General features: G+C 72.8%; 20 protein-coding genes. 13 read left to right on the top strand and 7 right to left on the bottom strand.

Going from position 1 to position 22,977, the window contains the following annotated elements; translation table 11 throughout:
• Positions 1 to 172 precede the first annotated feature (172 nt).
• Positions 173 to 2,653 carry a hypothetical protein gene (locus WME75_RS20685; RefSeq protein ID WP_437493444.1) on the top strand — a complete coding sequence of 827 codons (2,481 nt, stop codon included), beginning with the start codon at positions 173 to 175 and terminating at the stop codon, positions 2,651 to 2,653.
• Positions 2,654 to 2,678: 25 nt separating this feature from the next.
• Positions 2,679 to 4,415, top strand: a complete 1,737-nt coding sequence (locus tag WME75_RS20680) for an ATP-binding protein (RefSeq protein WP_437493441.1) — start codon at positions 2,679 to 2,681, stop codon at positions 4,413 to 4,415.
• 43 nt (positions 4,416 to 4,458) lie between these two features.
• Here the strand turns inward: WME75_RS20680 and WME75_RS20675 are convergent, their stop codons facing one another.
• From WME75_RS20675 to WME75_RS20660, 4 genes are all read right to left on the bottom strand, one after another.
• Complete coding sequence (locus WME75_RS20675; RefSeq protein WP_437493438.1) at positions 4,459 to 5,736, bottom strand: phosphodiester glycosidase family protein; 1,278 nt, start codon at positions 5,734 to 5,736, stop codon at positions 4,459 to 4,461.
• A 72-nt stretch (positions 5,737 to 5,808) separates the two neighbouring features.
• Positions 5,809 to 6,303, bottom strand: a complete 495-nt coding sequence (locus WME75_RS20670) for a hypothetical protein (protein WP_437493435.1) — start codon at positions 6,301 to 6,303, stop codon at positions 5,809 to 5,811.
• Positions 6,300 to 6,806: a hypothetical protein gene (locus tag WME75_RS20665; protein ID WP_437493432.1), complete on the bottom strand. Its 507-nt coding sequence runs from the start codon at positions 6,804 to 6,806 to the stop codon at positions 6,300 to 6,302. Before WME75_RS20665 ends, WME75_RS20670 begins: the two co-directional genes overlap by 4 nt.
• A gap of 252 nt (positions 6,807 to 7,058) precedes the next feature.
• Positions 7,059 to 7,832 carry a hypothetical protein gene (locus WME75_RS20660; protein ID WP_437493429.1) on the bottom strand — a complete coding sequence of 258 codons (774 nt, stop codon included), beginning with the start codon at positions 7,830 to 7,832 and terminating at the stop codon, positions 7,059 to 7,061.
• Between the two features lie 139 nt (positions 7,833 to 7,971).
• On the opposite strand from WME75_RS20660, the gene mutY reads away from it, so the two are divergent.
• Together mutY and WME75_RS20650 are read left to right on the top strand one after the other, a co-directional pair.
• The gene (mutY, locus tag WME75_RS20655) at positions 7,972 to 9,312 is read left to right on the top strand and encodes an A/G-specific adenine glycosylase (RefSeq protein ID WP_437493426.1); all 1,341 of its coding nucleotides are present in this window, start codon (positions 7,972 to 7,974) and stop codon (positions 9,310 to 9,312) included.
• Between the two features lie 317 nt (positions 9,313 to 9,629).
• Positions 9,630 to 9,845, top strand: coding sequence for a hypothetical protein (locus tag WME75_RS20650; RefSeq protein WP_104981979.1), 216 nt, complete (start codon positions 9,630 to 9,632; stop codon positions 9,843 to 9,845).
• A 72-nt stretch (positions 9,846 to 9,917) separates the two neighbouring features.
• Here the strand turns inward: WME75_RS20650 and WME75_RS20645 are convergent, their stop codons facing one another.
• Positions 9,918 to 10,286: a hypothetical protein gene (locus tag WME75_RS20645; RefSeq protein ID WP_437493423.1), complete on the bottom strand. Its 369-nt coding sequence runs from the start codon at positions 10,284 to 10,286 to the stop codon at positions 9,918 to 9,920.
• Between the two features lie 391 nt (positions 10,287 to 10,677).
• Between WME75_RS20645 and WME75_RS20640 the strand changes: the two genes are divergently transcribed.
• Genes WME75_RS20640 through WME75_RS20630 form a run of 3 tightly spaced genes read left to right on the top strand, consistent with a single transcriptional unit; the run spans position 10,678 to position 12,781 of the window.
• On the top strand, positions 10,678 to 11,343 hold the full coding sequence (locus tag WME75_RS20640) for a hypothetical protein (RefSeq protein ID WP_437493420.1): 666 nt from the start codon (positions 10,678 to 10,680) through the stop codon (positions 11,341 to 11,343).
• The gene (locus tag WME75_RS20635) at positions 11,340 to 11,750 is read left to right on the top strand and encodes a hypothetical protein (protein ID WP_437493417.1); all 411 of its coding nucleotides are present in this window, start codon (positions 11,340 to 11,342) and stop codon (positions 11,748 to 11,750) included. Before WME75_RS20640 ends, WME75_RS20635 begins: the two co-directional genes overlap by 4 nt.
• Positions 11,747 to 12,781, top strand: a complete 1,035-nt coding sequence (locus WME75_RS20630; RefSeq protein WP_437493414.1) for a hypothetical protein — start codon at positions 11,747 to 11,749, stop codon at positions 12,779 to 12,781. The genes WME75_RS20635 and WME75_RS20630 overlap by 4 nt, the downstream gene beginning before the upstream one ends.
• A 15-nt stretch (positions 12,782 to 12,796) precedes the next feature.
• Here the strand turns inward: WME75_RS20630 and WME75_RS20625 are convergent, their stop codons facing one another.
• A complete protein-coding gene (locus WME75_RS20625; protein WP_437493411.1) occupies positions 12,797 to 14,311 on the bottom strand; it encodes a sulfatase in 1,515 nt (504 codons plus the stop codon).
• Between the two features lie 77 nt (positions 14,312 to 14,388).
• On the opposite strand from WME75_RS20625, the gene WME75_RS20620 reads away from it, so the two are divergent.
• Positions 14,389 to 15,498 (top strand): hypothetical protein, encoded by a 1,110-nt coding sequence (locus WME75_RS20620; protein ID WP_437493408.1) that lies wholly within the window; start codon positions 14,389 to 14,391, stop codon positions 15,496 to 15,498.
• Positions 15,499 to 15,521: 23 nt separating this feature from the next.
• Positions 15,522 to 17,615, top strand: a complete 2,094-nt coding sequence (locus WME75_RS20615) for a hypothetical protein (RefSeq protein ID WP_437493405.1) — start codon at positions 15,522 to 15,524, stop codon at positions 17,613 to 17,615.
• Positions 17,616 to 17,719: 104 nt separating this feature from the next.
• Here WME75_RS20615 and WME75_RS20610 read toward each other — a convergent pair whose 3' ends face one another.
• Positions 17,720 to 19,597 (bottom strand): aconitase family protein, encoded by a 1,878-nt coding sequence (locus WME75_RS20610; protein ID WP_437493402.1) that lies wholly within the window; start codon positions 19,595 to 19,597, stop codon positions 17,720 to 17,722.
• Positions 19,598 to 20,136: 539 nt separating this feature from the next.
• Here WME75_RS20610 and WME75_RS20605 point away from each other — a divergent pair.
• The 4 genes from WME75_RS20605 to accC are packed head-to-tail and all read left to right on the top strand — an operon-like array spanning position 20,137 to position 22,886.
• The gene (locus tag WME75_RS20605) at positions 20,137 to 20,496 is read left to right on the top strand and encodes a roadblock/LC7 domain-containing protein (RefSeq protein ID WP_437493400.1); all 360 of its coding nucleotides are present in this window, start codon (positions 20,137 to 20,139) and stop codon (positions 20,494 to 20,496) included.
• Complete coding sequence (locus WME75_RS20600; protein WP_437494878.1) at positions 20,493 to 20,960, top strand: type II 3-dehydroquinate dehydratase; 468 nt, start codon at positions 20,493 to 20,495, stop codon at positions 20,958 to 20,960. Before WME75_RS20605 ends, WME75_RS20600 begins: the two co-directional genes overlap by 4 nt.
• A 39-nt stretch (positions 20,961 to 20,999) precedes the next feature.
• Positions 21,000 to 21,518 (top strand): acetyl-CoA carboxylase biotin carboxyl carrier protein, encoded by a 519-nt coding sequence (gene accB / locus WME75_RS20595; protein ID WP_437493397.1) that lies wholly within the window; start codon positions 21,000 to 21,002, stop codon positions 21,516 to 21,518.
• Positions 21,519 to 21,539: 21 nt separating this feature from the next.
• Positions 21,540 to 22,886 carry an acetyl-CoA carboxylase biotin carboxylase subunit gene (accC, locus tag WME75_RS20590; RefSeq protein ID WP_437493394.1) on the top strand — a complete coding sequence of 449 codons (1,347 nt, stop codon included), beginning with the start codon at positions 21,540 to 21,542 and terminating at the stop codon, positions 22,884 to 22,886.
• Positions 22,887 to 22,977 lie beyond the last annotated feature (91 nt).

The following is a 22,977-nucleotide window of genomic DNA, read 5'->3' as shown; positions in this document are numbered from 1 at the left end:
GCGTTGGTCGGGCGGGGTCGAAGGACGCGCCCTCTGCCCGAGGGCGGAATGAAAGCCCCGCTCCGCGCATCCGCGGCGCTGGCGCAGGGGATCTTCGTGGTAACGTCGCCCTCGTATGCCGGTTTACGAGCTATCGGTCGATGGAGCCCTGGTTCGCGAAGCGGAGAAGATCGTGTCGCTAGCCGGCCGCGAGTTCCCGACGCTCGTCATGCGCTGGGAATCGCGCCTCTTCGACCAGCCGTGGCTCACCACGCTCGTGCTCGACTACGTGATCGCGTTACCGCCGCTCATCGTCGGGCAGGCGACGTTCAACGAGGTCAGGATTGCCGCCTTCACGGGGCACGCGGGCACGAAGTTCATGTACTTCGGCACCGAGATGAGCGCGAGCGTCCCCCGCATCGCGCCCGAGATGGAGAACGCGATCGCTCCGTCCGCGCTCTACCAGGAGTTCCGCCTCGACGAGCAGACTTGTCCGATCCCCTATCTGAAGCTGATCCAGGTCAGTCCGCGCATCTTCGGGGAAGGGCTCCAGAACTACTACTCGCCGCCGATCAAGGTCGAGCGCTACGACGGGGTGGCCTCGCCGGAGCACATCGCGGACTTCTTCCCCAAGGTCGTGGCGAACCTCGATCCGGTGAAGGGGACGACGCTGGTCGACCCCGCGCAGGGCTTCTGGACGGGCGCGCGCTTCCTCGGCGCCACGTCGATCGCCATCCTCCGGCAGGGCCGCGTGGTCGGGCTGCACCGGCGCACCGGCAAGACCGACAAGGACCCGATCCCGCCCGAGGTGAAGCGGCGCGACCCGCGGCTCGACGTGCGCACCGACTGGGTCGCCGTGGACGTCGGCGCCGCGTCGACGGTCGTCGCCGTCCGGGGAGAGCGCGGCGGCGCCGAGTTCGTCCGGATCGGAGCCGACGGTCCGGTCCGCGTGTCGGCCGACAACGAGAACCCGAGCGAGGTCGCGTTCGAGGCGCTGGCCCGGACCACGAAGGCGTGGCGCGATCGGGTGATCCTGCCGATGACGCGCTGGGGCGACGTGCTCGTCGGGCACGCCGCGCGCGACATGCGCCTCCGGCCGGGCGAAGGCGCCCACGAGCGCGCCGCGGCCTCCCTCCCGGCCCTGGCGCTCCTGCGCGAGCGGACCGAGCGCGGCGAGCCGTTCCGGCTCCGGGGCAGGAGCGACCCCGACACCGCCGAGGCGCTGAAGAAGCCGGCGCCGCCCATCATCGACGAGGAAGGGATCGGCGCGCACGACCCGTTCGACCCGATCGAGCTCTACGCGTACTACGTCGGCCTGCAGCTGAACCAGCGCTCGCGGGGGATCTCCACGCGCTACGCGATCACGATGCCGACGGGCTGGTCGCCCGAGCGCCGCGCCAGCGTGCTCGTCGCCTTCCGCCGCGGCCTCTTCCGGAGCCTGCCGGCGGGCCTCTGCGAGTACCACGACCTCGACGGCCTCCAGGTCGTCGACGCGGGCCCGTCGGCGATCGCCTACGCCGTGCAGGCGTTCCGCATGTTCGGGATCCAGCCGCGCGAGGGCGGCGTCCCGTTCTGCGTCATCGACGCCGGGGCCAGCGAGGCGGGGATCGCCTTCGGCATCCTGCGGAGCGCGAAGGGCCACGAGGTGGCGCAGGGGCTGGAGCGGATGGTCGAGTACCTCGAGCCCACGGCGATCCCCTGGCTCGGCGGCGAGCGGCTCCTGCACCGGCTCGCCTACCGGGTGTACGCGACCGCGGCCAACCAGCCCGCGATGAGCGAGCGCCGGATCCCGTTCGAGCGCCCGCCCGAGGAGAGCGCGCTCGACGGCGCGGAAGATCTGCTCGCGCCGTCGCCCGACGCGCGCGCCAACACCTGGGCGCTCAAGGAGCTCCTGCGGCCTCTCCTCGAAGGGGGGCCGAGCGCGCCGGTCGAGGAGAAGCTCGCGCTGGTCGGGCTCGACGGGGAGAGCGCCGTGGTGCCGCTCTCGATCGATCGCGGCGCGCTGAGCGGCGCCATCGACGCGTGGCTCCGGGACGCGATCGACGTGTTCCGGCAGCACCTCGGCGGCGCGGTGGCCAAGATCGGGCGCGAGCCGGATCCGTACCAGGGGCTCCGGGTCCTGCTCGGCGGGCGCCTCGGGATGAACCCGCGCCTCGCGGAGCTGCTCGCCGGCGCGCTGCCCGCGGGCGTGCAGGTGCACCGCTTCAAGGAGCCGGACAAGGCGAACCTGGGCGCGCCCACGGTCAAGATGGCGACCGCGCTCGGCGCGCTGTCGCTGCGGTTCGATCGGATCGGGGCCACGCTCCGCGCGGAGAAGCGCGACGCGTTCCGTTACCGCGTCGGGCGCGCCCGCCACGGGCAGCTCGCCGACGTCCTCGATCCGTCGGTGGACTACGACGCCTGGCGCGAGATGGGCGCCTGCTTGAAGCCCGAGGTCGAGATCCTGTTCATGGCGGTCGAGGACGAGGGGGAGGTCGCGGCGGACGATCCGCGGGTACGCCGCGCGGCCTGCGCGCTCGGGCGCGACGCCGTCGGACAGCGGCTCTACATCCGGGCCGTCGGGCCGGCGCGCGCCGAGATCAGCGTGGGGCCGTCCGGCGGCGAGCCCTCGGCGGGCGCCGTGTGCTGGACGGTCAACCTGGAGAGCGGCGCCGCGGAAAAGACCGGCGGCTGAGCGCATGGGAGCTCCGCGGCTTCACGTGTCCCACGACGACCTCGACCCCGAGGGATCGGTCCACGCCGGCGCCGCCCCGGCGGCCGCGCCCGCCAGCGCCGCCCCGGCGGCCGCGCCTGCCAGCGCCGCCCCGGCGGCCGCGCCTGCCGGCGCCACCCCGGCGGCGGTGCCCGCAGAGGCCCGGCAGACCGAGGCCAGGCTGGCCGCGGAGCTCGCGCGCGCCACGGGCGAGCTCCGCGCGCTCTTCCGCGCCATCCCGGATCTCTGCTTCCGCGTCGACGCCGAGCTCCGGATCGTCGACCACAACGAGCCGCGGCTCTCCGCGCTCCGCGTCGCGCCCGTGGCGCCGCTGGGCAAGCGCATGGCGGAGGTGCTCCCCGGCGAGCTCGGAGAGCAGCTGGAGCGCGGGGTCCGGGAGGCTCACGAGACGGGCGCCGTCGTCGCGCTCGAGCACGCCGTCCCGAGCGCGGGCGGAGAGCGCCACGTGGAGGCGCGCATGGTGCCGTTCCTCGAGGGGCACGCCCTCGTCCTGCTCCGCGACATCACCGAGCGGCGGCGCACCGAGGAGGCGCTCCGGCAGCGCGAGGAGCGATCGCGCGAGTCGCAGAAGATGGAAGCGCTCGGCCGGCTGGCCGGCGGCATCGCGCACGACTTCAACAACATGCTCATGGTGATGCTCGGCTATGGCGAGCTCCTCCTGCGCCGGCTCGGGACCGAGAGCGCGCTCCGGCGCGACGCCCTCCAGGTCACGAAGGCCGGGGAGCGCGCCGCGGCGCTCACGCGGCAGCTCCTCGCGATGAGCCGCCGCAAGGTGCTGCAGCGCGAGGTGCTCGACCTCAACGCGGTGGTGCTCGACATGCAGACGATGCTCCAGCGCCTCATCGGCGAGAACATCGATCTGCAGACGAACGTCGGCCGGGATCTCGGGTCGATCAAGTTCGACAAGAGCCAGCTGGAGCAGGTCCTCCTCAACCTGGTCGTGAACGCGCGCGACGCGATGCCGCGGGGCGGCGGGCTCGTCGTCGAGACGTCCCTCGGCGAGCCCGGCCAGAACCCCGCGGCGCGGTCGTTCGTGCCCGCGGAGCGGGACGAGGGCGACGCGCCCGCCGCGAGCGGTCCGCCGTACGTCGTGCTGTCGGTGACCGACAGCGGCTACGGGATGGACCACGACACGCTCGCGCACCTGTTCGAGCCGTTCTTCACGACGAAGGCGCGCGGCAAGGGCACGGGGCTCGGCCTCGCCACGGTCTACGGGATCGTGAGCCAGAGCGGCGGGCTCATCGAGGTCGAGAGCGAGGTCGGGCGCGGCACGACGTTCCGCGTCTACCTGCCGCGCGTCGAGGACCGCTCCGAGGAGGCGCCCGCGCGCGCCCGGCCGTCGCCGGCCGGCGGCGATGAGACGGTGCTCGTCGTCGAGGACGACGGAGCCGTGCGCAAGCTCATCGTCGAGGTGCTCGAGCGGCGCGGCTATGGCGTGCTCTCGGCCGCGAGCGGCGAGGAAGCGCTGGCCGCGCTCGCGGGCGAGGGGGAGGAGGCGATCGACCTCCTGCTCACCGACCTCGTGATGCCGGGCATGAACGGCCGCGAGCTCGCGGAGCGCGCCCTCGCGATCCAGCCGCGCGCGTGCGTGCTGTACATGTCCGGCTACGCCGAGGACGTCCTCGCGGGCGCCGAGGCCGATCGCGAGCTCGTGCTGCTGCAGAAGCCGTTCACCCCCGAGGCCCTCGCGCAGCGCGTGCGCGACCTGCTCGACCGGCGGTAGCGTTCGCGGCGAGCGCTGCCGCCGGGGCGCCGCGGATCGCGGATCACCGCCCGCCGCGGCCGAGGACGTCGGCGGCGGGGGACGGAGGATCGGCGATCCCGAGCGGCGCCGTCGGCCGCCGCCGCCGCAGGTAGAAGAAGTCGCGCGGCGCGGGCTCGGCGACGTATTCCTCCGGCTTGAACTGCACGTCCGGGATCAGCGCCGACCGCGCGCGCGGCCCCTCGCCGTCCGCGCCGCGCCCGTACAGGAGGAAGCGCGGGTAGGCGTGGTTGACGTCGAGCTCCGCCACGTCGTGCGCGCCCGCGGCCTTCATCCCCCGGGCGAGGGTGCGCGCGGTCACGGCCTCGCCGAGCCCGTAGAAGAGCAGCTTGCCCGTCGCGTCGACGCCGAGCGCCGACCGCCGGATCACCGTCTCGCCGCTCACGGTCGCGCCCCAGTCGCGGTTCGAGTCGTAGAGCAGGTGGTGCAGCTCGCCCTGCTCGACAAGGCAGGGCGGCGTCTGCCGGTAGGCGGCCATGCGGGCCTCGTCGGCGCGCAGCTCGGGCCAGGTGCGGATCCGCACCGCGCCGGTCCGGTAGAGGGCGATCGTGCACGCCTTGTCGCGCGGCGGCAGGAACGTGTCGCCGTCGAGCATCATCCCGTAGTGACCGTGCATCGCCTTGAAGCCCCCGTTGAAGGCGGCGATGAGCCCCCCGGCGTGGCCCTCGGGGACGAGCCCCGGGCGGCGCTCGGCCGGGATGTCCGGCGAGAACGGCTCCTTCGTGCCCGCGACGAGCCGGAGGTCGACGCGCCCGAGGTCGATCGCCACCACGGCGATCGCCGCGAACACGCGCCTCGGATCCGGGTGCACGACGCTCCTCCAGAGCACCGGGGCGTCGCCGGGTCGCACGGCGTCGGGGACCGGCGCCCAGACGCCGTCGCCCGTGGCCGCGACCTCGCGGAAGGGCGGCTCGAACGAGGAGGGGGACGCGATCGATTCGGCCTCCAGGCCCCCGCTGTCCTTCACGGCCTCCGCCGCGGCGGCGGGCGCGGGCTCCCAGAACGTCTTCGGGGGTGCGTGCCGGTAGAGGGCCTGGTTCAAGCGGTCGGCGACGCCGTAGGCCACGTCCTCGGCCCACGCGACCGGAGCCGGGCCGACCACGGCCCGCGCCCCGTCGGCCAGCGCCGGGCCGAAGCCGCGGACCTCATGGATGCCGTACCAGAGCGCCTCGACCGCGATCGCGCAGAGCGCGACGCAGCGCAGCGCGCGCTCGGGCAAGCGCGGGCGGGACCGCCGCCTGCGCGGGCGCTCGCTGGGGGGAGGGGGCGAAGGCTTGTCCACGGCGACACAGAGGCTACCCGATCGTGCGGGCAGCCCCAAGTTCCGGGCTGCGAGCGAGCGCCGCCGAGCTCGCTACGGCTGCCCGTGCGCCATCGTCCGGGGCCCATCCTTGAACAGGATCTCGATCTTGCCCCGATCGATGACCTTCGCGACCACGCCGTCGCCGAACTTGCTGTGGTGAATGAGCTCGCCCTCGCCGAAGGTGAGGGTGATGCGGTACGGCTTGAACGCCCCGGAGGGCTTCCCTGCGATGGCGCGCTCCCACGCGAGCGTGTGATCGCGCTCGGCGCGCTGGGCGGCCGTGAGGCGCTCCACGCCGCCGCCGCGCGTCGAGGCCGACGACGTCGCCCTCGGCTCGCCGCTGCTTCGCGACGCGGCGCGCGCGGCCGCGCGGCTCTCGCGCTCGCTCTTCGGCTGGCGGTAGAGGTGGTGGGACATGCAGGTCTTGCACTCGACCTTCTTCACCACGTCGCCGACCATCGCGATGATCCGGTGGGTGAGGTCCAGGCGGCACTTGGTGCACCAGGCGTCGACTTCGCCGCCAGTCCTAAGCTTCTTCGTCGTCACTTCTCCTCACGGCGCCGGTCTCGCCCGGTCTCTTTGCTTCGATCCTTGACGTTCACTTGGGCGGTCACCTCGGGCTTCGGCAAGCCCGTCCTCGGCTCGTCCTGGCCGTCGTCTTTCTTGGCCGCATCGTTCGGAACGAAGCGGATCTCGGTCTTGATCTCGAAGGAGAGCTTCGTCAGCACCTTCGTGATCTCGTCCGCGAACTGGGTGTGCTCGAGGACATCCCGGATCTCCTTGGCGACGACCCGGTAGAGACCGTTCTTTGTCTCGTCGATCTGGGTATAGAGGTAGTGGAGGACCTCTTTGGGCAGCTTGAGGTCGCCCACGAAGTGCCGGAGGTTCTCGGGCCCCTCGCTCAGCCTGTCGATGCCGCTCTCGACGGCGCGCTCGACCACGCGCTTGAAGAGCTCCGGGATAGCGCGCTCGAAGAGGCGTTTCTTCTCGCCTTCGCCTTCCACCTTGTCCCCTTCGTCCTCGCGGAGCGGCTCGGTGTCGTCGGCCATGGCTCGGGCTCCCCTAGCGGGACGGGGCGGCCACGTCAATGCAGCGGTTCGTGCAGGGTGCCGGCGTCGCGCCATGGTCCATGGATCTGCCGGATTTTGATGACAATGGGGAGCCTTTCGCGCGTCGGGTCCGCTGGCGGGAGAGCTCGGCCTTCGAACCAGGCCGCTCGGCGGGAGGTCGTGGTGACCAGGACAGAACCTAGCGGCTCCGCGGCGTCGCGCGCGTGCTGATCGCGGGGGCGCGCCGCCGGCTCAGAGCTCCTCGTAGGCGTCCGTCTCGTGCATCTCGTAGGTTTCGTCGGATTCCGCGCCGGCGTCGCCTTTGCGCGCTCGCTTGTAGGACTTCAGCATCCACACCTCCGCCGCGAACCGGCCGGCGCCGCGGCGAGCGCTGATCTCGACGGTGGCGTCGTCGTCCTCGAGCGGGCAAAAAGGCCGATCCGGCTGGACGATCGGCCATGCGTCCTCGGTGCCGTCGCTCGCGATCATCGCCCCGCGGCTGCTCCGCACGGCGACATCCAGGTTGAGGACCCCCGGTCCGCCGACGGCGAACACCCGGTAGCATGCGCCCCGGACCGCCTGCAGCTGCTCCGTGACGATCGCCCCGCCCTCGGCCACCTGCCCCTCGATCGGCTTGGGCGAGACCCGGCGCATGCCGTTCTCCGGACCGCAGAGCAGCGCCAGGCGCGTGACGTCCTTCACCGGATTGCCGCTGATCCTGAAGTTCCCGTAGCAGCGCACCCAGGGCCCGCCGACGCGCACCGGGAGGACCGGCAGGTCGAGATCCGCGGGCGCTCCGGCGTCGCCCTCACCCTGTCCCGCGTCGGCGTCCGACAGCCCGCCGGTCCCGACCGTGACGGCCACATTCGGCGGCGCTGCCGAGAGCACGACCGGGGGGCCGGGCTTGCCCTCCCAGGGGCGCGGCTCATCGCGGCAGCCCGCCGCGACGAGCCCGAGGAGCAACGCGGCGCAGAGGCGCGCGGTCCTGGGGAAGAGCAGCGAGGGGCAGGGGCGCCGGGACGACACCGCGGTCGGCTCTTGCGCTAGAGTCCCGCGCGATGGAAGCGTTTTCTGTGCGCAGCGAGCGGCGGCCGCGCAATCCGCACAAAGCGAGGCACGACGCGCGCGATCCGCGCCGACGTTGCAGAGGGCGGGCCCCTCGCGCGTGAGCACGACGCCCCGCCCGCCCGCGCGCCCGAGCGCGGGCTCACGCCAGACACCCGCGCGCCCGAGCGCGGGCTCACGCCAGACACCCGCGCGCCCGAGCGCGGGCTCACGCCAGACACCCGCGCGCCCGAGCGCGGGCTCACGCCAGAACCAGGATCAGGAGCGCGCCCCGCGCCGCCGCGCCTCGTCCGGTGAGCAGGGCGCGAGCGCGCCCCCGTCGGCGCCGCCGGACCCGAGCGAGCGCGACCGGGAGATCGCGGCCGCCCTCGGGGCCTGGTTCGACCGCGTCGCGCGTGACCTGCCGTGGCGCAGGACGCGCGACCCCTACGCGATCTGGCTGAGCGAGGTGATGCTCCAGCAGACCCGTGTCGACACGGTGATCCCGTACTACGAGCGCTTCCTCGCCCGCTACCCCACGGTCTCCGCGCTCGCCTCCGCCGAGATCGACGACGTGCTCTCGCTGTGGAGCGGCCTCGGCTACTACCGCCGCGCGCGCGTGCTCCACCTGGCCGCGCGCGAGATCACCGCGCGCCACGACGGCGCGCTCCCCCGCGATGTCCCGGCGCTCCTCGCCCTGCCCGGCGTCGGCGCGTACACCGCGGGCGCGATCGCGAGCATCGCGTACGATCAGCCGGTGCCTCTCGTCGACGGCAACGTCGCCCGGGTGCTCTCCCGCATCGAGGGCATCGACGACGACATCCGCAGCGCCTCGGGCACGCGCAAGCTCTGGTCGACCGCGGAACGCCTCGTGCGGGGCCCCGCGGGCAGCGTCCATCCGGGACGCTTCAACCAGGCCTTGATGGAGCTCGGCGCGACCGTGTGCACGCCCCGAAACCCCCGCTGCGATGCCTGTCCCGTCGACGGCGCGTGCGCCGCGCGCGCGCTGGGGCGGCAGGCGGAGCTGCCGGTGATCGCCCCGAAGCGCGACGTCCTGGCGGTCGAAATGGTCGCGGCGGTGGTGCGGTCGGGCGACCGCGTGCTGTTCGCCCGGCGCGCCGAGGGAGGTCTCTTCGGCGGGCTCTGGGAGCCGCCCATGGTCGAGGCGCGCGCGCTCGCGGACGCCCGCGCGCTCCTCGAGCAGGTCGGCGTCGGGCCTGACGCGCCGCTCCGCGAGGTTGGCCGCGTGCGCCACATCCTCACGCACCGGCGGCTCGACGTGACGGTGGCGCGCGCCGAGGTGGCGGCCCCGTGGCGCTGCCGGGCAAAGCTTGCCGCCCCCTACGAGAAGGCGGCGTGGCTCGATCCGGGCGTGCTGGAGTTCGGCATTTCCAAGCTCGCGCGAAAGGTCCTGTCCGCGGCATCGGCCCCGGACGCCGGAGGCGCGCGGCGGCCGCGGTGAACGCGCACGGGCGGGCGGTCGGGCGCGCGGCGCGGTCCGCGGAGGCCGGAGATGGCTCGAAATCGCGTCCTCGCTGCGCTCCGAAGGGCCTCGCTCCGCTGCGGGCGGGGGGCGGCGCCGCTTGCGGCCGAGCTGCTGCGGCGCAGCGGCGCGGGCGGGGGCGAAACCCGTATGTCGCCGTGGAACGTCGCCGGCTTTGACGCTGCAGCGCGAGCGCGGTGGCACGGAAGGCGCTTGGTGGGAGGGCGGGCAGGCCCTCTAGCCTCGCGGCGCCGGCGGTGGCCGGAGCTCGATTCAAGCCTGGGAGCTCAAGCAACATGGATGCGCGACGACGGACCACGGAGACGCTGCCCACGGCGAGCGCACCTGTGCGATCCATGACCGTGATGGCGGACGACGGAGCGCTGTACGTGCTGCCGCTGTGCGAGCGGATCGTGCTCGATGTGCTGGCCTACGAGGACGAGGGCCTGCTGGCCTTCATCCGCATCGACGGGGAGGTGGTGGCGGAGCTGCCCGTGCTCGGGCAGGCGTGACCCCGCCGGGCCTGCTCGCGCCGCGCGTGGCGGCGCGCGCCGCGGTCTCGCCGCGCCGGCGCGGGCCGCCTCTCAACCCACGTTCCGTCGCATCCGCTGGGTCACAGGTTGCTCGTCCTCTTCGGCGTCGGGCTCCACGGACTCGACCTCCTCGTCTTCCAGGAGATAGGGCAGGTCGCCGTCGTCGTCGTGCGACATCACGACATCGCTGATGTCCTGCCCCCGCGTCGCTCCCTCGAGGAACTCCGCCCCGAGATCGCTCGCCAGATCGGCGGCGGCGTCGGCGGCGTCGGGGTTCACCTCGAACTCGGTGCAGCCGGCGTCGTTCGGGTGATGGTGGTAGCCGCGGACCTCGTCGTCGAGCGTCGGGATCACGTCGCTGATCTCGCTGCGCGGGCTCACCTTGCCGCGCAGCGGGGGCGCCGAGGCGGTGTCCATCATGTCGATGAACGGGTCGTCCAGCTCGCTCGTTCCGGCCCAGCGCGCGGCGCTCTGGGGAGCCTGCGCCTGACTGCGGGGCCTTCCCGGGTCGCTGCGATCTTCTCGTTCTCGGCGCTGCGTCGTGCTCGTGCGCGGCGCGCGTGGCGGTGACAAAGGTGCGGCGGTGCTCTGCCTGCCTCGGGTGCTTGAATTGCTCACGGTGGTCTCCCCATGCAGGGTCCGGTCCGCAGGTGCAGCGGGCGGATACGCAACGGGAGCGAGGACCGTGCCGAAGGCTGCACGTTGCGCCGCGGCCGGGGGCGCGGCGCGCGGACGAGGCGCGCGCGGCGCGCGGTCGGGACGCAATTGAGCGTGCCAGCGAGCGCCACCTCGGGGTAGAAGGTTCGTGGCGATGCTGGAACTCCGGACCGGGCTTGCGCTCGCGGCCGTTCTCCTCGGGGCGTCCTTCGGGCGCGTCGCCGCGGCCCAGCCTGCTGCCGGCCGCGGCGCGGAGGCGCCGCCGGGCGAGGCGGGCGGGGGCGCCGAGCTCGAGGCGTACCGCGCGCTCTCGCGGCCACCGGGGACGGCGGGGCGCGTCGTGTCGACCCTCGCGATGGGGACCGGGATCCGGTTCAACAACCCGTACCGCCTGCAGACGCAGCTCGGGGAGACGGCGGAGTCGCTCTCGCTGACCGCGGGGTACCTCGATCTCGGCGTCGCGCTGGCGCTGGGGCCGGCCGATGGCGTCCAGCACGGCGGGGCGCTGCGCCTCTCGATCGCGGTGGACGGCGTGCCGCAGGAGTCGCTCACGCCGAGCTACTTCGTCGCCTACCGCGGCCTCACGCGCGCGCTCGCGTACGGGCGCCTCGGCGCGGCGATCCTGATCGAGCCCGACGTGAACGTCGGCGGCGAGCTCGCCGTGGGGCTCGGGTACTTCCTCCTCGCGGGCGTCGCGCTCTCGGGCGAGATCGTCGGGGATCTCTTCTACGGCGCCGCGACGTACGACGCGGCGTACACCGTCTATCCGGTCGTCTCCGCGCAGCTCGGGCTCATGATCGAGCACGAGCTCTTGCCATGAGCTCGTCGGGGCACGAGCGGCGCCGCGGGCGCCTCCGGGCCAGCGAGGCCGCGGGGGTCGCGGCGCTGCTGCTCCTCGTGGGCATCGCGCCGGTCGTGGGCGACATCGGCAGCTGCGGGCAGGCGCCGGAGGAGCTCGACCCGTACAAGTTCTTCGCGCTCAAGGCGCAGATCGACTGCGCCCAGTGCGAGGACTGTGGCCTGCACACGCGCGCCTGCGCCGCCGCTTGCGGCTTCGAGGCCGCGCCGGACCTCCCGGCCGGCTGCTATCCGCTGGTCCACGACGGCGAGGTGTGCCTGCACAAGCTCAACATGGCGAGCTGCGACGAGTACCGCGATCACATGGCGGACGAGGGCGCGTCGATCCCGACGGAGTGCAATTTTTGCCCACTGGAAGAGGCGCCGTGAGCGGGCGCGGCGCAGTCGCGTCGGGTCGGCGCCTCGCGAGGGCCGCGCGGGTGCTCTCGTGCGCCGCGCTCGTCGCGGCCCTGTCCGGGTGCGCCTCGAAGCCGGCGCTCCTCGCGAGCTACGACGACTATGCGGCGTACCGGGCGACGCGCGTATCGAGGACCCTCGAGGGGCGGCTCGCGGCGGCGTCGGCCTACCTGGAGCGCCACCCGGAGGGGGCCTTCGCCGCCGAGGTGCGCGCGTACCTCGCGCGGGCCGAGCCGATCTACTACGCCGCGAAGCGCGGGACCGCCGCCGGCCTCGCGGCGTACCTGGCCACGCTGCCCAGGGGCGCGTTCCGCGCGGAGGCGACCCACCGGCTGCGCGCGCTCGTCCGGGAGCGCAGCGCCGGCGACCTGCTCTCGCGCGCGGCCCAGCAGACGGATGCGCACCTCTCGAGACAGCGGGCGGAGCGCGCGCGGATCCGCGAGGAGCTCGCCGCATGGCTGCGCCGGTTCCTGGGCAGGGAGGCCTGGGGGCGCCCGCTCGCGGAGGCGCCTGCCGAGGTGATCGTCCCGTTCAGCCTGGCGCTGCCGGCGCCCCGGTGCGCGCCGGCCGACGAGCGCGCGACCCCGGGCGCTGCCGTCTGTGCGAAGCGGATCGCGCTCCCGTTCGTCGTGAACGCCGGGGGCGAGAGCGCGCCGCGGCAGGCGGAGATCGAGGTCGCCGTCCTCCAGGACGCGGCGGGCCGCCCGATCGAGGTCGCGATCCGGGGGCCGGATCTCTTCACGCGCCTCGAGGAGGCGCGCTCGGCGCGCGAGGTCGCCCCGGACGACCCCGAGGGCCGCATCGGGGGGATCGTCCTGGCGGTCGAGCTCTCGCGCGGCGCCTTCGCGGCGCGCGTCTCCGGCGATCCGTCGTGCAGCCGCGAGGCGGTGGCGCCCGTGGTGCTGCACCTGGAGTGCGGAGGGGCCCGCCTCGTGGCGCGCGCCGCGAGCGAGGCGGGCGAGGACGACGTCGTGACGATCGCCGTCACCCCGCCGGCGCGCTAGCTCCGTGCGTCTGCGCTAGCAGGGCTTGTTCTTCTTCTTCCCCTTGAGCTTCGCCGTGTTCTTCGGGCAGACGTCCTTGATGGCGGCGGAGCGCTCCCTGTAGATCGCCTTCATCGCCTCGAAGACGGCCGCCTGCTCGCGCTTGAGATCCTTCGTTTCCCCCGGATCCGCGACAACGTCGAAGAGCTCGAACGCGTCGTCGTCGCCGTAGGCGATGAGCTTGTGCTGCCCGCTGATGAGCGCCCTGCGCCGGTCGTTGTCGCTCGTGCGCGGCAGATCGACGATGACGTCGCGCGGCTCGGCGCTCGCGCCGTAGAGCTCGGGCACGAGGCTCGTGCCCGGGAACGACGGCTCCGGCGGGGCGCCGGTCAGCTCCAGGATCGTGGGCGCGAGGTCGATCGAGCTGCGCGGCACGTTGATCCGGCGCGGGGTGATCCCCCCGGGCGCCTGGATCATCAGCGGCACGTGGGTGAGCACGTCCCACACCTCGAAGCCGTGGCGATGCATCTTGTGCTCGCCGAACGCCTCGCCGTGGTCGGCGGTCACGATGATCGCCGTGTCCTTCCCCCACGGCTGCTTCGCGACGAAATCGAGCAGCTTGCCCACGTGCATGTCGGTGAACTTCACCTCCCCGTCGTACTTGTCGCGGGCGCGCTTGCCGAACGGCTCGATCCCCTCGTGCGTCATGTACACGTCGTGCGGATCGAGGAAGTGGAAGTACGCGAAGAAGGTGCCCGATGTGTTCGCTTTGTCGGAGAGCATCTTGATCGCGAGGTCCAGGTGCCCGGGGCTCGTCACGTTCCGGTCGGTCGTGTTGTCGGCCGAGAGACCGGGCACGATCTCGTACACGTCGAAGCCCTGCCGGAACCCCGCCTTCTGGTCGAAGTAGAAGTGCGCGTGCGCGCTCATCGTCCGCACCCCGGCCTTCTGCAGGAGCTCCGGGAACATCACGACGCTGTCGGGGTAGTTGCCGAAGAAGTAGCCGCTGCGATCGACCGCGCTCGGGTACCGGCCGGCGAGGAAGCCGCCGACGCTCATCGAGGTGTACGACGAGATCGCATAGTGGCGCGTGTAGCTGACCGCCTTCTTCTCGAACGCCGTCAGCGTGGGCGCGATGTCGCGCTCGTAGCCGTTCCAGGGCATGTCCGCGCGCAGGCTGTCGATCGAGATCACGAGCACGTTCATCTTCGGGCGCTGCGTCGCCGGCGCCCCCGCGGCGTCGCCCTCCTTGCCCGCGGCGGCGGCGCCCTCGGCCGCCGGCGCGGCGTCGCCCTCCTTGCCCGCGGCGGCCTGTGATCCGGCCGCGACGGGCTCCTGCCGCGCTGTGGGCTCCGGCGTGCGCGCGGGCGGGGGATGGCCGTCGCCCTCGCGGGAGCAGCCCGCTCCGGCGCTGACGAGCGCGAGCGCGAGCGTCGCCGCGAGGCGCCGGCGGGCCAGGCGCGGGGGCGCCGCGGGAGGGGGCGTCGAGCAGGAGGGCGCCCGTTGTCCTTCCGGTTCCCAGGCTCTCGTACGTGAAGCGACCGTGTGCATGAGCGCCGTCTTACTCCGACTTGCGCCGCTCCGCCAAAGCCGCACACCGCGCGCGACTTCCGGTATGCTCTCTGCTCATGGCCTCGGCCCCTCGGAACCCGCCGCCGCTGCCGCCTTCGGGCCGATCGCAACCCGGTGCCAGGCCGGGGGAGAGGGCGGCGCTCGAGCCGCCGCGGTCGCTCCCGCCCAACGCACCGCGGCGCGTGGGCGAGCACGTCAGCCAGGCGCTCAAGGACCACATCACCGAGATGGCGCTCGGCCTGCTCGAGGAGCAGATGCAGGCCCGCATCGTCCACTACCGCGCCGATCTCGAGACCAACCCCCAGCTCGACGCGGTCACCGCGCAGGTCGTCGCCCAGCTGAAGGTGATCCAGGCCTCCGCGGGCGCGGCGGAGCGCGGGACGAGGAACCAGGACGCGATCCGCGACGCGCACGAGAAGACCCTCTGCACCCTGCTCGAGCGGGTCATCCGCGAGGACGGCATCTCGCTGCTCGTCGAGCGGCGGCTCAAGAAGATCCACAAGAACCTCGCCCGCCTGTTCTTCCAGTCCGAGCTCCACGAGAAGACGCGGGGCCGCGACGGCGCGCCGAAGGTGATCCACCACGGCGAGCAGGCGCTCTTCTACGTTCTGACCCGCTACAAGAACCGGATCGAGACCGAGCTCGACGGCTTCGAGTTCGCCTCCGAGGAGGCGCGGGAGCAGTCGTTCGAGCTGCTCGCGAAGCTCACGAAGGACATGCAGGACGCCTTCCTGTCGCGCCGATCGAGCGAGCTCAGGCGCATCGTCTCGGTGGTGCACGCCGTGCTCGTCGACTTCTTCAGTGTGCGCCTCGCCCAGAGCCTCGGCGAGATCGCCGCGCGGGTCGTGCGTGACGCGGGTACGTTCGAGGGCAGGGCGTTCGCGTACAAGGTGACGAGCGAGGCCTTCCCTCGCTTCCGCGCGGCGTTCGAGCGCCACCTCATGGTGATGCTCATCGGCTTCGCCGAGGACGAGCTGGTCGCCCAGCTCGCCGACACGGCCGGCTCCGAGCGCGACGAGACGATCCTCTTCATCACCGATCCCCAGCTCTTCAGCATGATCTGCGGCGAGGTCTGCGAGGGGCTCTACGAGTTCCTCTGCAACGAGGGCTTTCTCGACCTGCCGCCCGACTGGCGCCGCGCCTCGACGGCGCCTACCGACAGCTGACCCAAGAAAAACCCACGGACATCATGAGACGGTACGACGTCGCGCGAGCGGGCTCCGGCCTGCTCCTCGCGCTCTCTCTGCTCGCCGGCTGCGCGCGCGTCCCCGATGTGGACGCCTCGGGGCTCGCGCTCCGCCGCGTGGTCATCTACAGGAACGGCGTCGCGTACTTCGAGCGCCGGGGGTTCATCGACGCCGATCAGGTGACCTTCCGCGTGCGCAAGGAGAAGGTCGGCGACTTCCTCGCGACGCTCGCGGTCATCGAGGCCGGCGGCAGCAGCGTCCGGAGCGCGTCGTTCCCGGTCGAGGTCGACGAAGGCTCGGACGAGGACGACGCGCCGGCGGCGCCCGGGCCCGAGGTGACGGTCGCGCCGCCGCCCGGGGACAAGGGCGCGACGGCGGAGAAGAAGAAGCGGGACGAGCTCGCGAACGTGAAGCTGACGCTCGACGGGCGCGAGCACGACCTCGTGGTCGGCTACGTGGCCGAGACGCCGGTGTGGCGCCCCTCCTACCGGCTCGTGATGGGCGCGGCCGGGGCTCCGGGCGCCGCGAGCGGCGACCCGCGCGCCACGTCGAAGCAGGCGCACCTCCAGGCGTGGGGCATCGTGCAGAACCTCTCGGGCGAGGACTGGAATGGCGTGAAGCTGTCGCTCGTGGCGGGCGCGCCGCTCGCCTTCCAGGCGACGCTCGACCGGGCGGCGATCCCGCCGCGCCCCATCGTCAGCGACCAGGGCGAGGTGATCGCGTCCGTGCCGACGAGCGAGACCACGCTGGCCACCGAGGCCGCGCAGCCCGCGCCGCCTCCGCCGCCGCCCGCGGCGATGCCGGTTGCGCCGCCGGCGCCTGCGGCAGAGGTGGCCGATGAGTACGCGCGCGAGGCCGAGGAGAGCGGCAACCTGGCGTTCATGAAGCAGGACGAGGCTGCCAGGGGCAAGATGCCCCCGAGGCCGGCGGCGAAGCGGGCTTACGGCGGCGCGCCTGGCGCCGCGGGGCCGCAGCGGGGAGGCGCGGTGTTCGCCGACGATCCGGCGGCCATGGACAACAAGGCCATGATGAACCCGTCGCCGCCGCGCAACATGAGCGCCCTCGCCGCGGTCGCGATGGAGGCGGGCACGACGCGGTACGACATCCCGTTCCCGGTCGACATCCCCGACCGGAGCGCGACGATGGTCCTGCTCCTCGCGAAGCAGGTGCCCGGCGAGTCGATCTTCCTGTTCGCGCCCGACGGCGGCGTGCCCGCGTCGAGCTCCCACCCGTTCCGGGTGGCGCGCTTCACGAACGACACGAAGGGGCTCCTGGAGCGCGGCCCCATCGCGGTCTTCGAGAACGGCTCGTTCCTCGGCCAGGGCATGGTCGAGCCGCTGCCGCCGGGGGCCACGACGACGGTGCCGTTCGCGCTGGAGCGGGGGCTCGCCGTCGACACGGCGCGCGAGGAGAGCGCGGAGGGCGCGCGCATCGCGAAGATCGAGGGCGGCGCGATCGAGATCGAGCGCGACTGGGTGACGCACACCAAGTACGCCGTCCGCAACGGCGGCGATCTCGCGGCGAGGACGCTCGTGAAGCACCCCCGCCTGCACGGGACGCGCCTGCACGCGCCCCCGAAGGGCACCGAGGACAACGTCGGCACGGGCAGCGCGCTCGTGCCGATCGACGTGCCGCGGCGGGGGACGGCGGTGCTCGACGTGGACGAGCGGCGGCTCTTCCGGCAGCAGATCGACTGGCTCAGCCAGCTCGCCGACGACGCGGTGCAGGCCTACCTGAAGGACCCGCGCGTCGACGCCACCGTGGCGAAGCAGCTCGGCCAGGCCTGGGACGTCCGGGGCAAGCTGCGCCCCGCCATCGACGAGCGCGACAAGCTGATCGCGGAGCAGGAGCGCCTCCAGCAGCAGAGCCACGAGCTCCGGCAGAACCTCCGTGCGATCGAGAAGAACAGGACCGCCGACGAGCTCCGCCGCGATCTCACCGACCGGCTCGCGAAGGCGTCGGCGCGCCTCGACGAGATCACGAAGCGCGTCATCGTGCTTGAGATGCAGATCAACGAGCAGCAGATCCGCTTCCGCGATCTCACGAACGAGATCAAGCTCCTCGCCCCGCTCGCCCCGGTGCGCGCGGCGCCCTGAGCGCCGCGCTCTCGTTCCCCGGTTCCCGGCGGGGGGCTCCTCGGCCCCCCGCTTCCGGTGAGGGATCCCCGCATCCTCACCGGATCCGCCGCGCGCTCGCCCCGCTACCGCGCTGGTTTGCTCGCGATGGGCGGCTGCCGCACGGTGCCTGCGTGGGTCCAGCTCCGCTCCATGCCCGTCGCGAGCCAGGCCACCTCGACGCGCTCGCCGTCGAAGACGGCCGCGACGCGATCGCCCCACTGGGCGGGGGCGGGGAGCTCCAAGCTCTTCTGCCCCTTGATGCTGCCGAGCGCCTCCGCGCCGACGAGGAACGTGGCGATCCCCTCGCTCGCGAACGCCGACACCGCGGTGCTCGGCACGAAGGGCGCGACCACCGCGCGCACCGTCGACAGGTCGGTCGCGCGCTCAGCGACCGCCCGCACCTCGTCGAGCGTCGACAGGACGAGCGCCACCCCGCCGGCCGCCGTGCTCTCGGCCGGCGCCCTGTCGTCGTCGGCGACAGGCGCGGCCGGCTCGGCCGGGCCAGGGGCTTTGCGCCCGTGCACCCCGACCGCCGCGCGCCCGTTCCCCTTCGGCACGCCCGCGAGCACGTCGAGCGTCAGCGGCCCCTTCCAGGGCACCGCCGCGGGCGCCGCCGGCGGCTTCTTCGTGCTCACCTGCTCGCCCTTCTTGTCGCGGAGGATCAGCACGTCGTCGGTCGGCAGCGCCCGCGGCACGGTCACCCGCACCGGCCGCTTGAACGACCGCGGATCGCCGACCGAGCCCGTGGCCACGGCGTAGGCCAGCGTCTCGGCCGAGGCCACGACGAACGACGGCGCCCCGGCGATGCGCGGCTCCGGATCGGCCGTGCGCAGCGACAGGCCGCCGGGCGGCGGCGGGTAGATCTCCGAGGTCACGACGCGCCTGTCCGGCTCGATGATCCGCGCGCCCGTCGCCACGAGATCGACGAGCGCCCCCGACTGCGCGAGCACCTCGAGCACCTGCCGCGACGGCGGCGCGACGAGCAGATCGAGCCGCGACGGGACGCGCTTCGACTTGAGCAGCAGCGCCGCCGCGAGCATGTCGCGCAACGTCACGCCCGAGTCGCCCCCGAGGACGACCTGCGCCACCGGCTTGCCGGCGAGATCGCGGACCGGCCGGACCACGCCCTCCTCGTCCATCAGCAGGGGGTCGACCGTGCCGAGGTCGATCGAGACGACCTCCTCGCAGGGCGCGCCCGGATCGGGCACGAGCGCCCGGTGGGCCTTCGACCTGCGCTGATCGCGGAGGAAGACCTCCGTCTTCTCGTCGCTCACGAACAGCGCCGCCGCCGCGCCCACCTGCGGCGCGATGCCGCAGAGCACCGCGCGGTCGCCCACCGAGAGCAGCCGCGCGCTCGGCCCGGCGAACTCGAGGATCACCGGCGCGTGGTGCTCGCCCTCGATGCGCCGCACGACCTCGTCGAGGTTCCTGCGGAGCAGCTCGAGGGCGACGTCCCTCGCGCACACGAATGGCCGCACCCGGCCCGAGAGGTGGATCTGGACGCTCCGCGGCGGCCGGAGCCAGGCCGAGCCCGTGGCGAGCGCCTGCCCGAGCTGGCTCGGCGAGACGACGAGCGACAGCATGCCGATGCCGCCGACCGTCGCGAGGCGCGGGTCGTCGGTGAGGGCGAGCCGCGCCGGCGCGGCGAAGCGCTCGAGGTGCACGGGGGCGGGGAAGCCGATGCCGGGTCGCGCGATCGGGATGTTGTAGGTCGGGAACTCGGGCGACACCGAGTGCGGGCTCCCCTCGTCGGTGTCCGCGAGCGAGCTCGCGTCGGCCACGCAGGTGCCGTCGTAGGCGACGGCGACTTCGACCGGCGTCTTCTTCATGCCCGTGGCGATGGCCTCGGCCAGCGCGCGCGATGGCGCCCGGGAGAGGATTACCTGATCGACCTTGACCTGAACGAGATCACCCCGCAGCTGAGGATCCGTCGCCCGCCCGGCGAGGATCTTCTGGGGCATCGTGCGGGGGGGATCCCCGGCTCGCGCACGCATAGATGTTGGGCCGTCCTTGTTTTTCTTGATGAGCTGGCGGGTGCGGCATACGCCGCACCGACCACGTTTCACGTCGCCCCGCCGGTGAGATGCTCCGGCGGGATCCGCCCACGGCCTTGCCGCGAGGCGAAAGAACGGCCGCACGTTAGCCGCTCGCCGGGACAAGGGTCAAGGCGTGCTTTGGAGCGGGCCCCCTGGGGCGGGAATCGCCCGGTTGGGACCAGGATGCAAGAGGCAAAGCGCGCTCGCCGTTCATCGTTATATCAGCGCGCTTCACCGCGCTGACGGGCGGCCGGAGCGAGCTTTTGCGGTGTTGCGCTCGGTCGCGCGGCGGCGTCTCCGCGGGCTGTCAGTCCTTCCCTTCTTCCTCCTCCTCCTCCCTCTGGCGCGCGCCTCGGCCCGGGCGGCCGGCGCGGGGGAGCGCCGGACGCCCGGGCCGAGGCGCGAGACGGCGGGTCCCGTTCGTTTGTTTTCCCGATCGTGCCGCGCTTGGGTAGTCTCGGCGCATGTTCCAGGCCGTGCTGAAGGAAGTCGTAGAGAACACCGAGGGCGGCATCGCGACCCTTCTCATGGATTTCGAGGGGATCGCGGTCGACAGCTACTCCAAGCCCGGGGCCGCGTTCGACATCACCACCATCGGCGCCGAGTTCAGCGTCGTGTTGAAGTCGATCCAGCGCGCCGCCGAGATGCTCGACGCGGGCAACGCCGCCGAGATCGCGATCCAGGCGGAGAAGGTCACCACGCTGATCCGCGTCGTGAACAGCTCGTACTTCGTGGCCTTCTCGATGACGCCCGACGCGAACATCGGCAAGGCCCGGTACCTCTTGCGCACCAAGGTGCCGGTGCTGCTGAAGGAGCTCGTCTGAGCAGCTTCAGGATCTCGGTCATCTCGGGGCCGAACCTCGATCGGCTGGGCAAGCGCGAGCCAGCGATCTACGGCACGGCCACGCTGGATGACATCCACAGCGCCGTCGAGGAGGCCGCCCGGGCCCACGGCGCCACGGTGTCGTGCATGCAATCGAACTGCGAGGGGGAGCTCGTGACCGCGATCAGCCACGCCGGCGATCGCGGCTTCCACGGCATCCTCCTCAACGCCGGCGCCTACACGCACACCTCCATCGCGCTCTACGACGCGATCCGCGCGTGCGCGCTCCCGACCGTCGAGGTGCACATCTCCAACCCGGACGCTCGCGAGCCGTTCCGCCGCCGCTCCCGCATCGCGCCTGCGTGCATGGCGCGCGTCGCGGGCTTCGGTCCGAGCTCGTACGTGCTCGGGCTGCTCGGGCTGCTCGGGCACCTGGAGAAGCTGCGGTCGGACGAAAGAGGTTGATCATGCGCCGTCACTCTGGTTGAAAGGCGGCAAACATCGATGGCCGAACGTCCTTCCATGAACATCAACCTCAAGCAGTTGCGGGCGCTGGTGCGCCTCCTAGAGAAGCGCAACGTGAGCGACTTCGAGTTCGAGGACGAACACGTTCGCATCCGGCTGACGCGCGGGGGCCTCGTGCCGCAGGGCGGGGCGTCGCAGCTCGCGCCCGTCGCGTACCATCTCCAGAGCGCGCCGGCCGCGGCACCCGCCGCGCCGCCGGCGGCCGCGCCTGCTGCGGCGCTGCCACCGGCGGCGCCCGCCGCGGCGAGCGACGAGGGGATCTCGTACGTCACCTCGCCGTTCGTCGGCACGTTCTACCGCTCGCCGTCTCCTGACGCGCCGCCCTTCGTCGACGTCGGAAGCGCGATCCGCGTGGGTCAGGCGCTCTGCATCATCGAGGCGATGAAGCTGATGAACGAGATCGAGGCGGATTCCCCCGGCACGATCGTCGAGATCCTCGTCGACAACGGCAAGCCGGTCGAGTTCGGACAGCGTCTCTTCAAGGTGCGGGGCAGCTAGCGCTGCCGGGGCGAGGGTGCCGTGTTCCAGAAGATCCTGATCGCCAATCGCGGCGAGATCGCGATGCGTGTCATCCGCGCTTGCCGCCTGCTCGGCATCCGCTCGGTCGCGATCCACTCCGAGGCGGACGCCGCGGCGCTGCACGTCCGGTTCGCGGACGAGGCCGTGTGCGTCGGCCCGGCCGACGCGTCGAAGAGCTACCTCAACATCCCGCAGATCATCGCCGCCGCCGAGGTCACGGGCGCCGACGCGATCCACCCGGGCTACGGGTTCCTCTCGGAGAACCCGAAGTTCGCCGAGCTCTGCAAGAAGTGCCGGCTCACCTTCATCGGGCCGACCGCCGAGGCGATGCGGACCTGGGGCGACAAGGTGTCCGCGCGCGCGGTCGCCAAGCGCTTCGGCATCCCGATGCTCAGCGGCACCGGCGTGCTCACGAGCGCGGCGGACGCGAGCGAGCAGGCCGAGCGCGTCGGCTATCCGGTGATCCTGAAGGCCTCCGGGGGCGGCGGCGGCAGGGGCATGCGCATCGTCCGCCACGACGGCGAGGTGCAGCGCTCGTTCGAGATCGCGACGCAGGAGGCCATGAACGGCTTCAAGAACCCGGACGTCTACCTCGAGCGCTACGTCGAGGCGCCGCGCCACATCGAGTTCCAGGTGCTCGCGGATCAGCACGGGGGCGTGTGGACGCTCGGCGAGCGCGAGTGCTCGCTCCAGCGCCGGCACCAGAAGGTGATGGAGGAGTCGCCCAGCCCGGCGATGGACAACGAGAAGCGCTCCAGGATGGGCGACATCATCCGTGCCGCGGTCCTGGAGACCGGTTACACGGGCCTCGGCACGCTCGAGTTCCTGATGGATGACCGCGGCGATCTCTACTTCATGGAGATGAACACCCGCGTGCAGGTCGAGCACCCGGTCACCGAGATGGTGACCGGCGTCGATCTTGTCGCGCAGCAGATCCTCGCCGCCGCCGGCGAGCGCCTCACGCTGCCCGACACGCGACCCTGGAGCTTCCGTGGCCACGCCATCGAGTGCCGGGTCAACGCCGAGGATCCGCGCTCGTTCGTGCCGTGGCCCGGGCTCATCACCGAGTACCACTCCCCCGGCGGCGTCGGGATCCGCGTCGACTCCGGCGTGTACGGCGGCTTCCGCGTCCCGAGCTCCTACGACTCGCTGGTCGCCAAGGTGATCGCGCACGGCGCGAACCGGGCCGAGGCGATCGCCAGGCTCCGGTGCGCGCTCGACGAGTTCATCATCGGCGGCATCCGCACGAACATCCCGCTGCACCAGGCGCTGCTGCGCGATCCCGACGTCATCGCGGGCAACATCTCGACCCACACGATCGAGCGCGTCGTCTCGCAGGGCTTCTGACCGCGACGCGCCCGCGCTCGCCTTGCCGGCGCGGCGAATGCGGCGAACGCGCAACCGATGCGCGCTCGCGTCGGCGAGCGCAGCGCGGCGC

The organism is Sorangium sp. So ce1014 (assembly GCF_051521505.1).
Taxonomy (GTDB): domain Bacteria; phylum Myxococcota_A; class Polyangia; order Polyangiales; family Polyangiaceae; genus Sorangium.
Note: the sequence above shows the minus strand (reverse complement) of the source record. Positions and strands in the feature narration are given on the sequence as shown.

What these genes read in the sequence shown, in the direction of transcription:
- WME75_RS20635 (WP_437493417.1), top strand. Translation starts at nt 11,340, where the DNA reads ATGAGCTCGTCGGGGCACGAGCGGCGCCGCGGGCGCCTCCGGGCCAGC.
- WME75_RS20625 (WP_437493411.1), bottom strand. Translation starts at nt 14,311, where the DNA reads ATGCACACGGTCGCTTCACGTACGAGAGCCTGGGAACCGGAAGGACAA.
- WME75_RS20605 (WP_437493400.1), top strand. Translation starts at nt 20,137, where the DNA reads ATGTTCCAGGCCGTGCTGAAGGAAGTCGTAGAGAACACCGAGGGCGGC.
- WME75_RS20665 (WP_437493432.1), bottom strand. Translation starts at nt 6,806, where the DNA reads ATGGCCGACGACACCGAGCCGCTCCGCGAGGACGAAGGGGACAAGGTG.
- WME75_RS20615 (WP_437493405.1), top strand. Translation starts at nt 15,522, where the DNA reads ATGAGACGGTACGACGTCGCGCGAGCGGGCTCCGGCCTGCTCCTCGCG.
- WME75_RS20620 (WP_437493408.1), top strand. Translation starts at nt 14,389, where the DNA reads ATGGCCTCGGCCCCTCGGAACCCGCCGCCGCTGCCGCCTTCGGGCCGA.
- WME75_RS20650 (WP_104981979.1), top strand. Translation starts at nt 9,630, where the DNA reads ATGGATGCGCGACGACGGACCACGGAGACGCTGCCCACGGCGAGCGCA.
- WME75_RS20610 (WP_437493402.1), bottom strand. Translation starts at nt 19,597, where the DNA reads ATGCCCCAGAAGATCCTCGCCGGGCGGGCGACGGATCCTCAGCTGCGG.
- WME75_RS20640 (WP_437493420.1), top strand. Translation starts at nt 10,678, where the DNA reads ATGCTGGAACTCCGGACCGGGCTTGCGCTCGCGGCCGTTCTCCTCGGG.
- WME75_RS20645 (WP_437493423.1), bottom strand. Translation starts at nt 10,286, where the DNA reads ATGATGGACACCGCCTCGGCGCCCCCGCTGCGCGGCAAGGTGAGCCCG.
- accB (WP_437493397.1), top strand. Translation starts at nt 21,000, where the DNA reads ATGGCCGAACGTCCTTCCATGAACATCAACCTCAAGCAGTTGCGGGCG.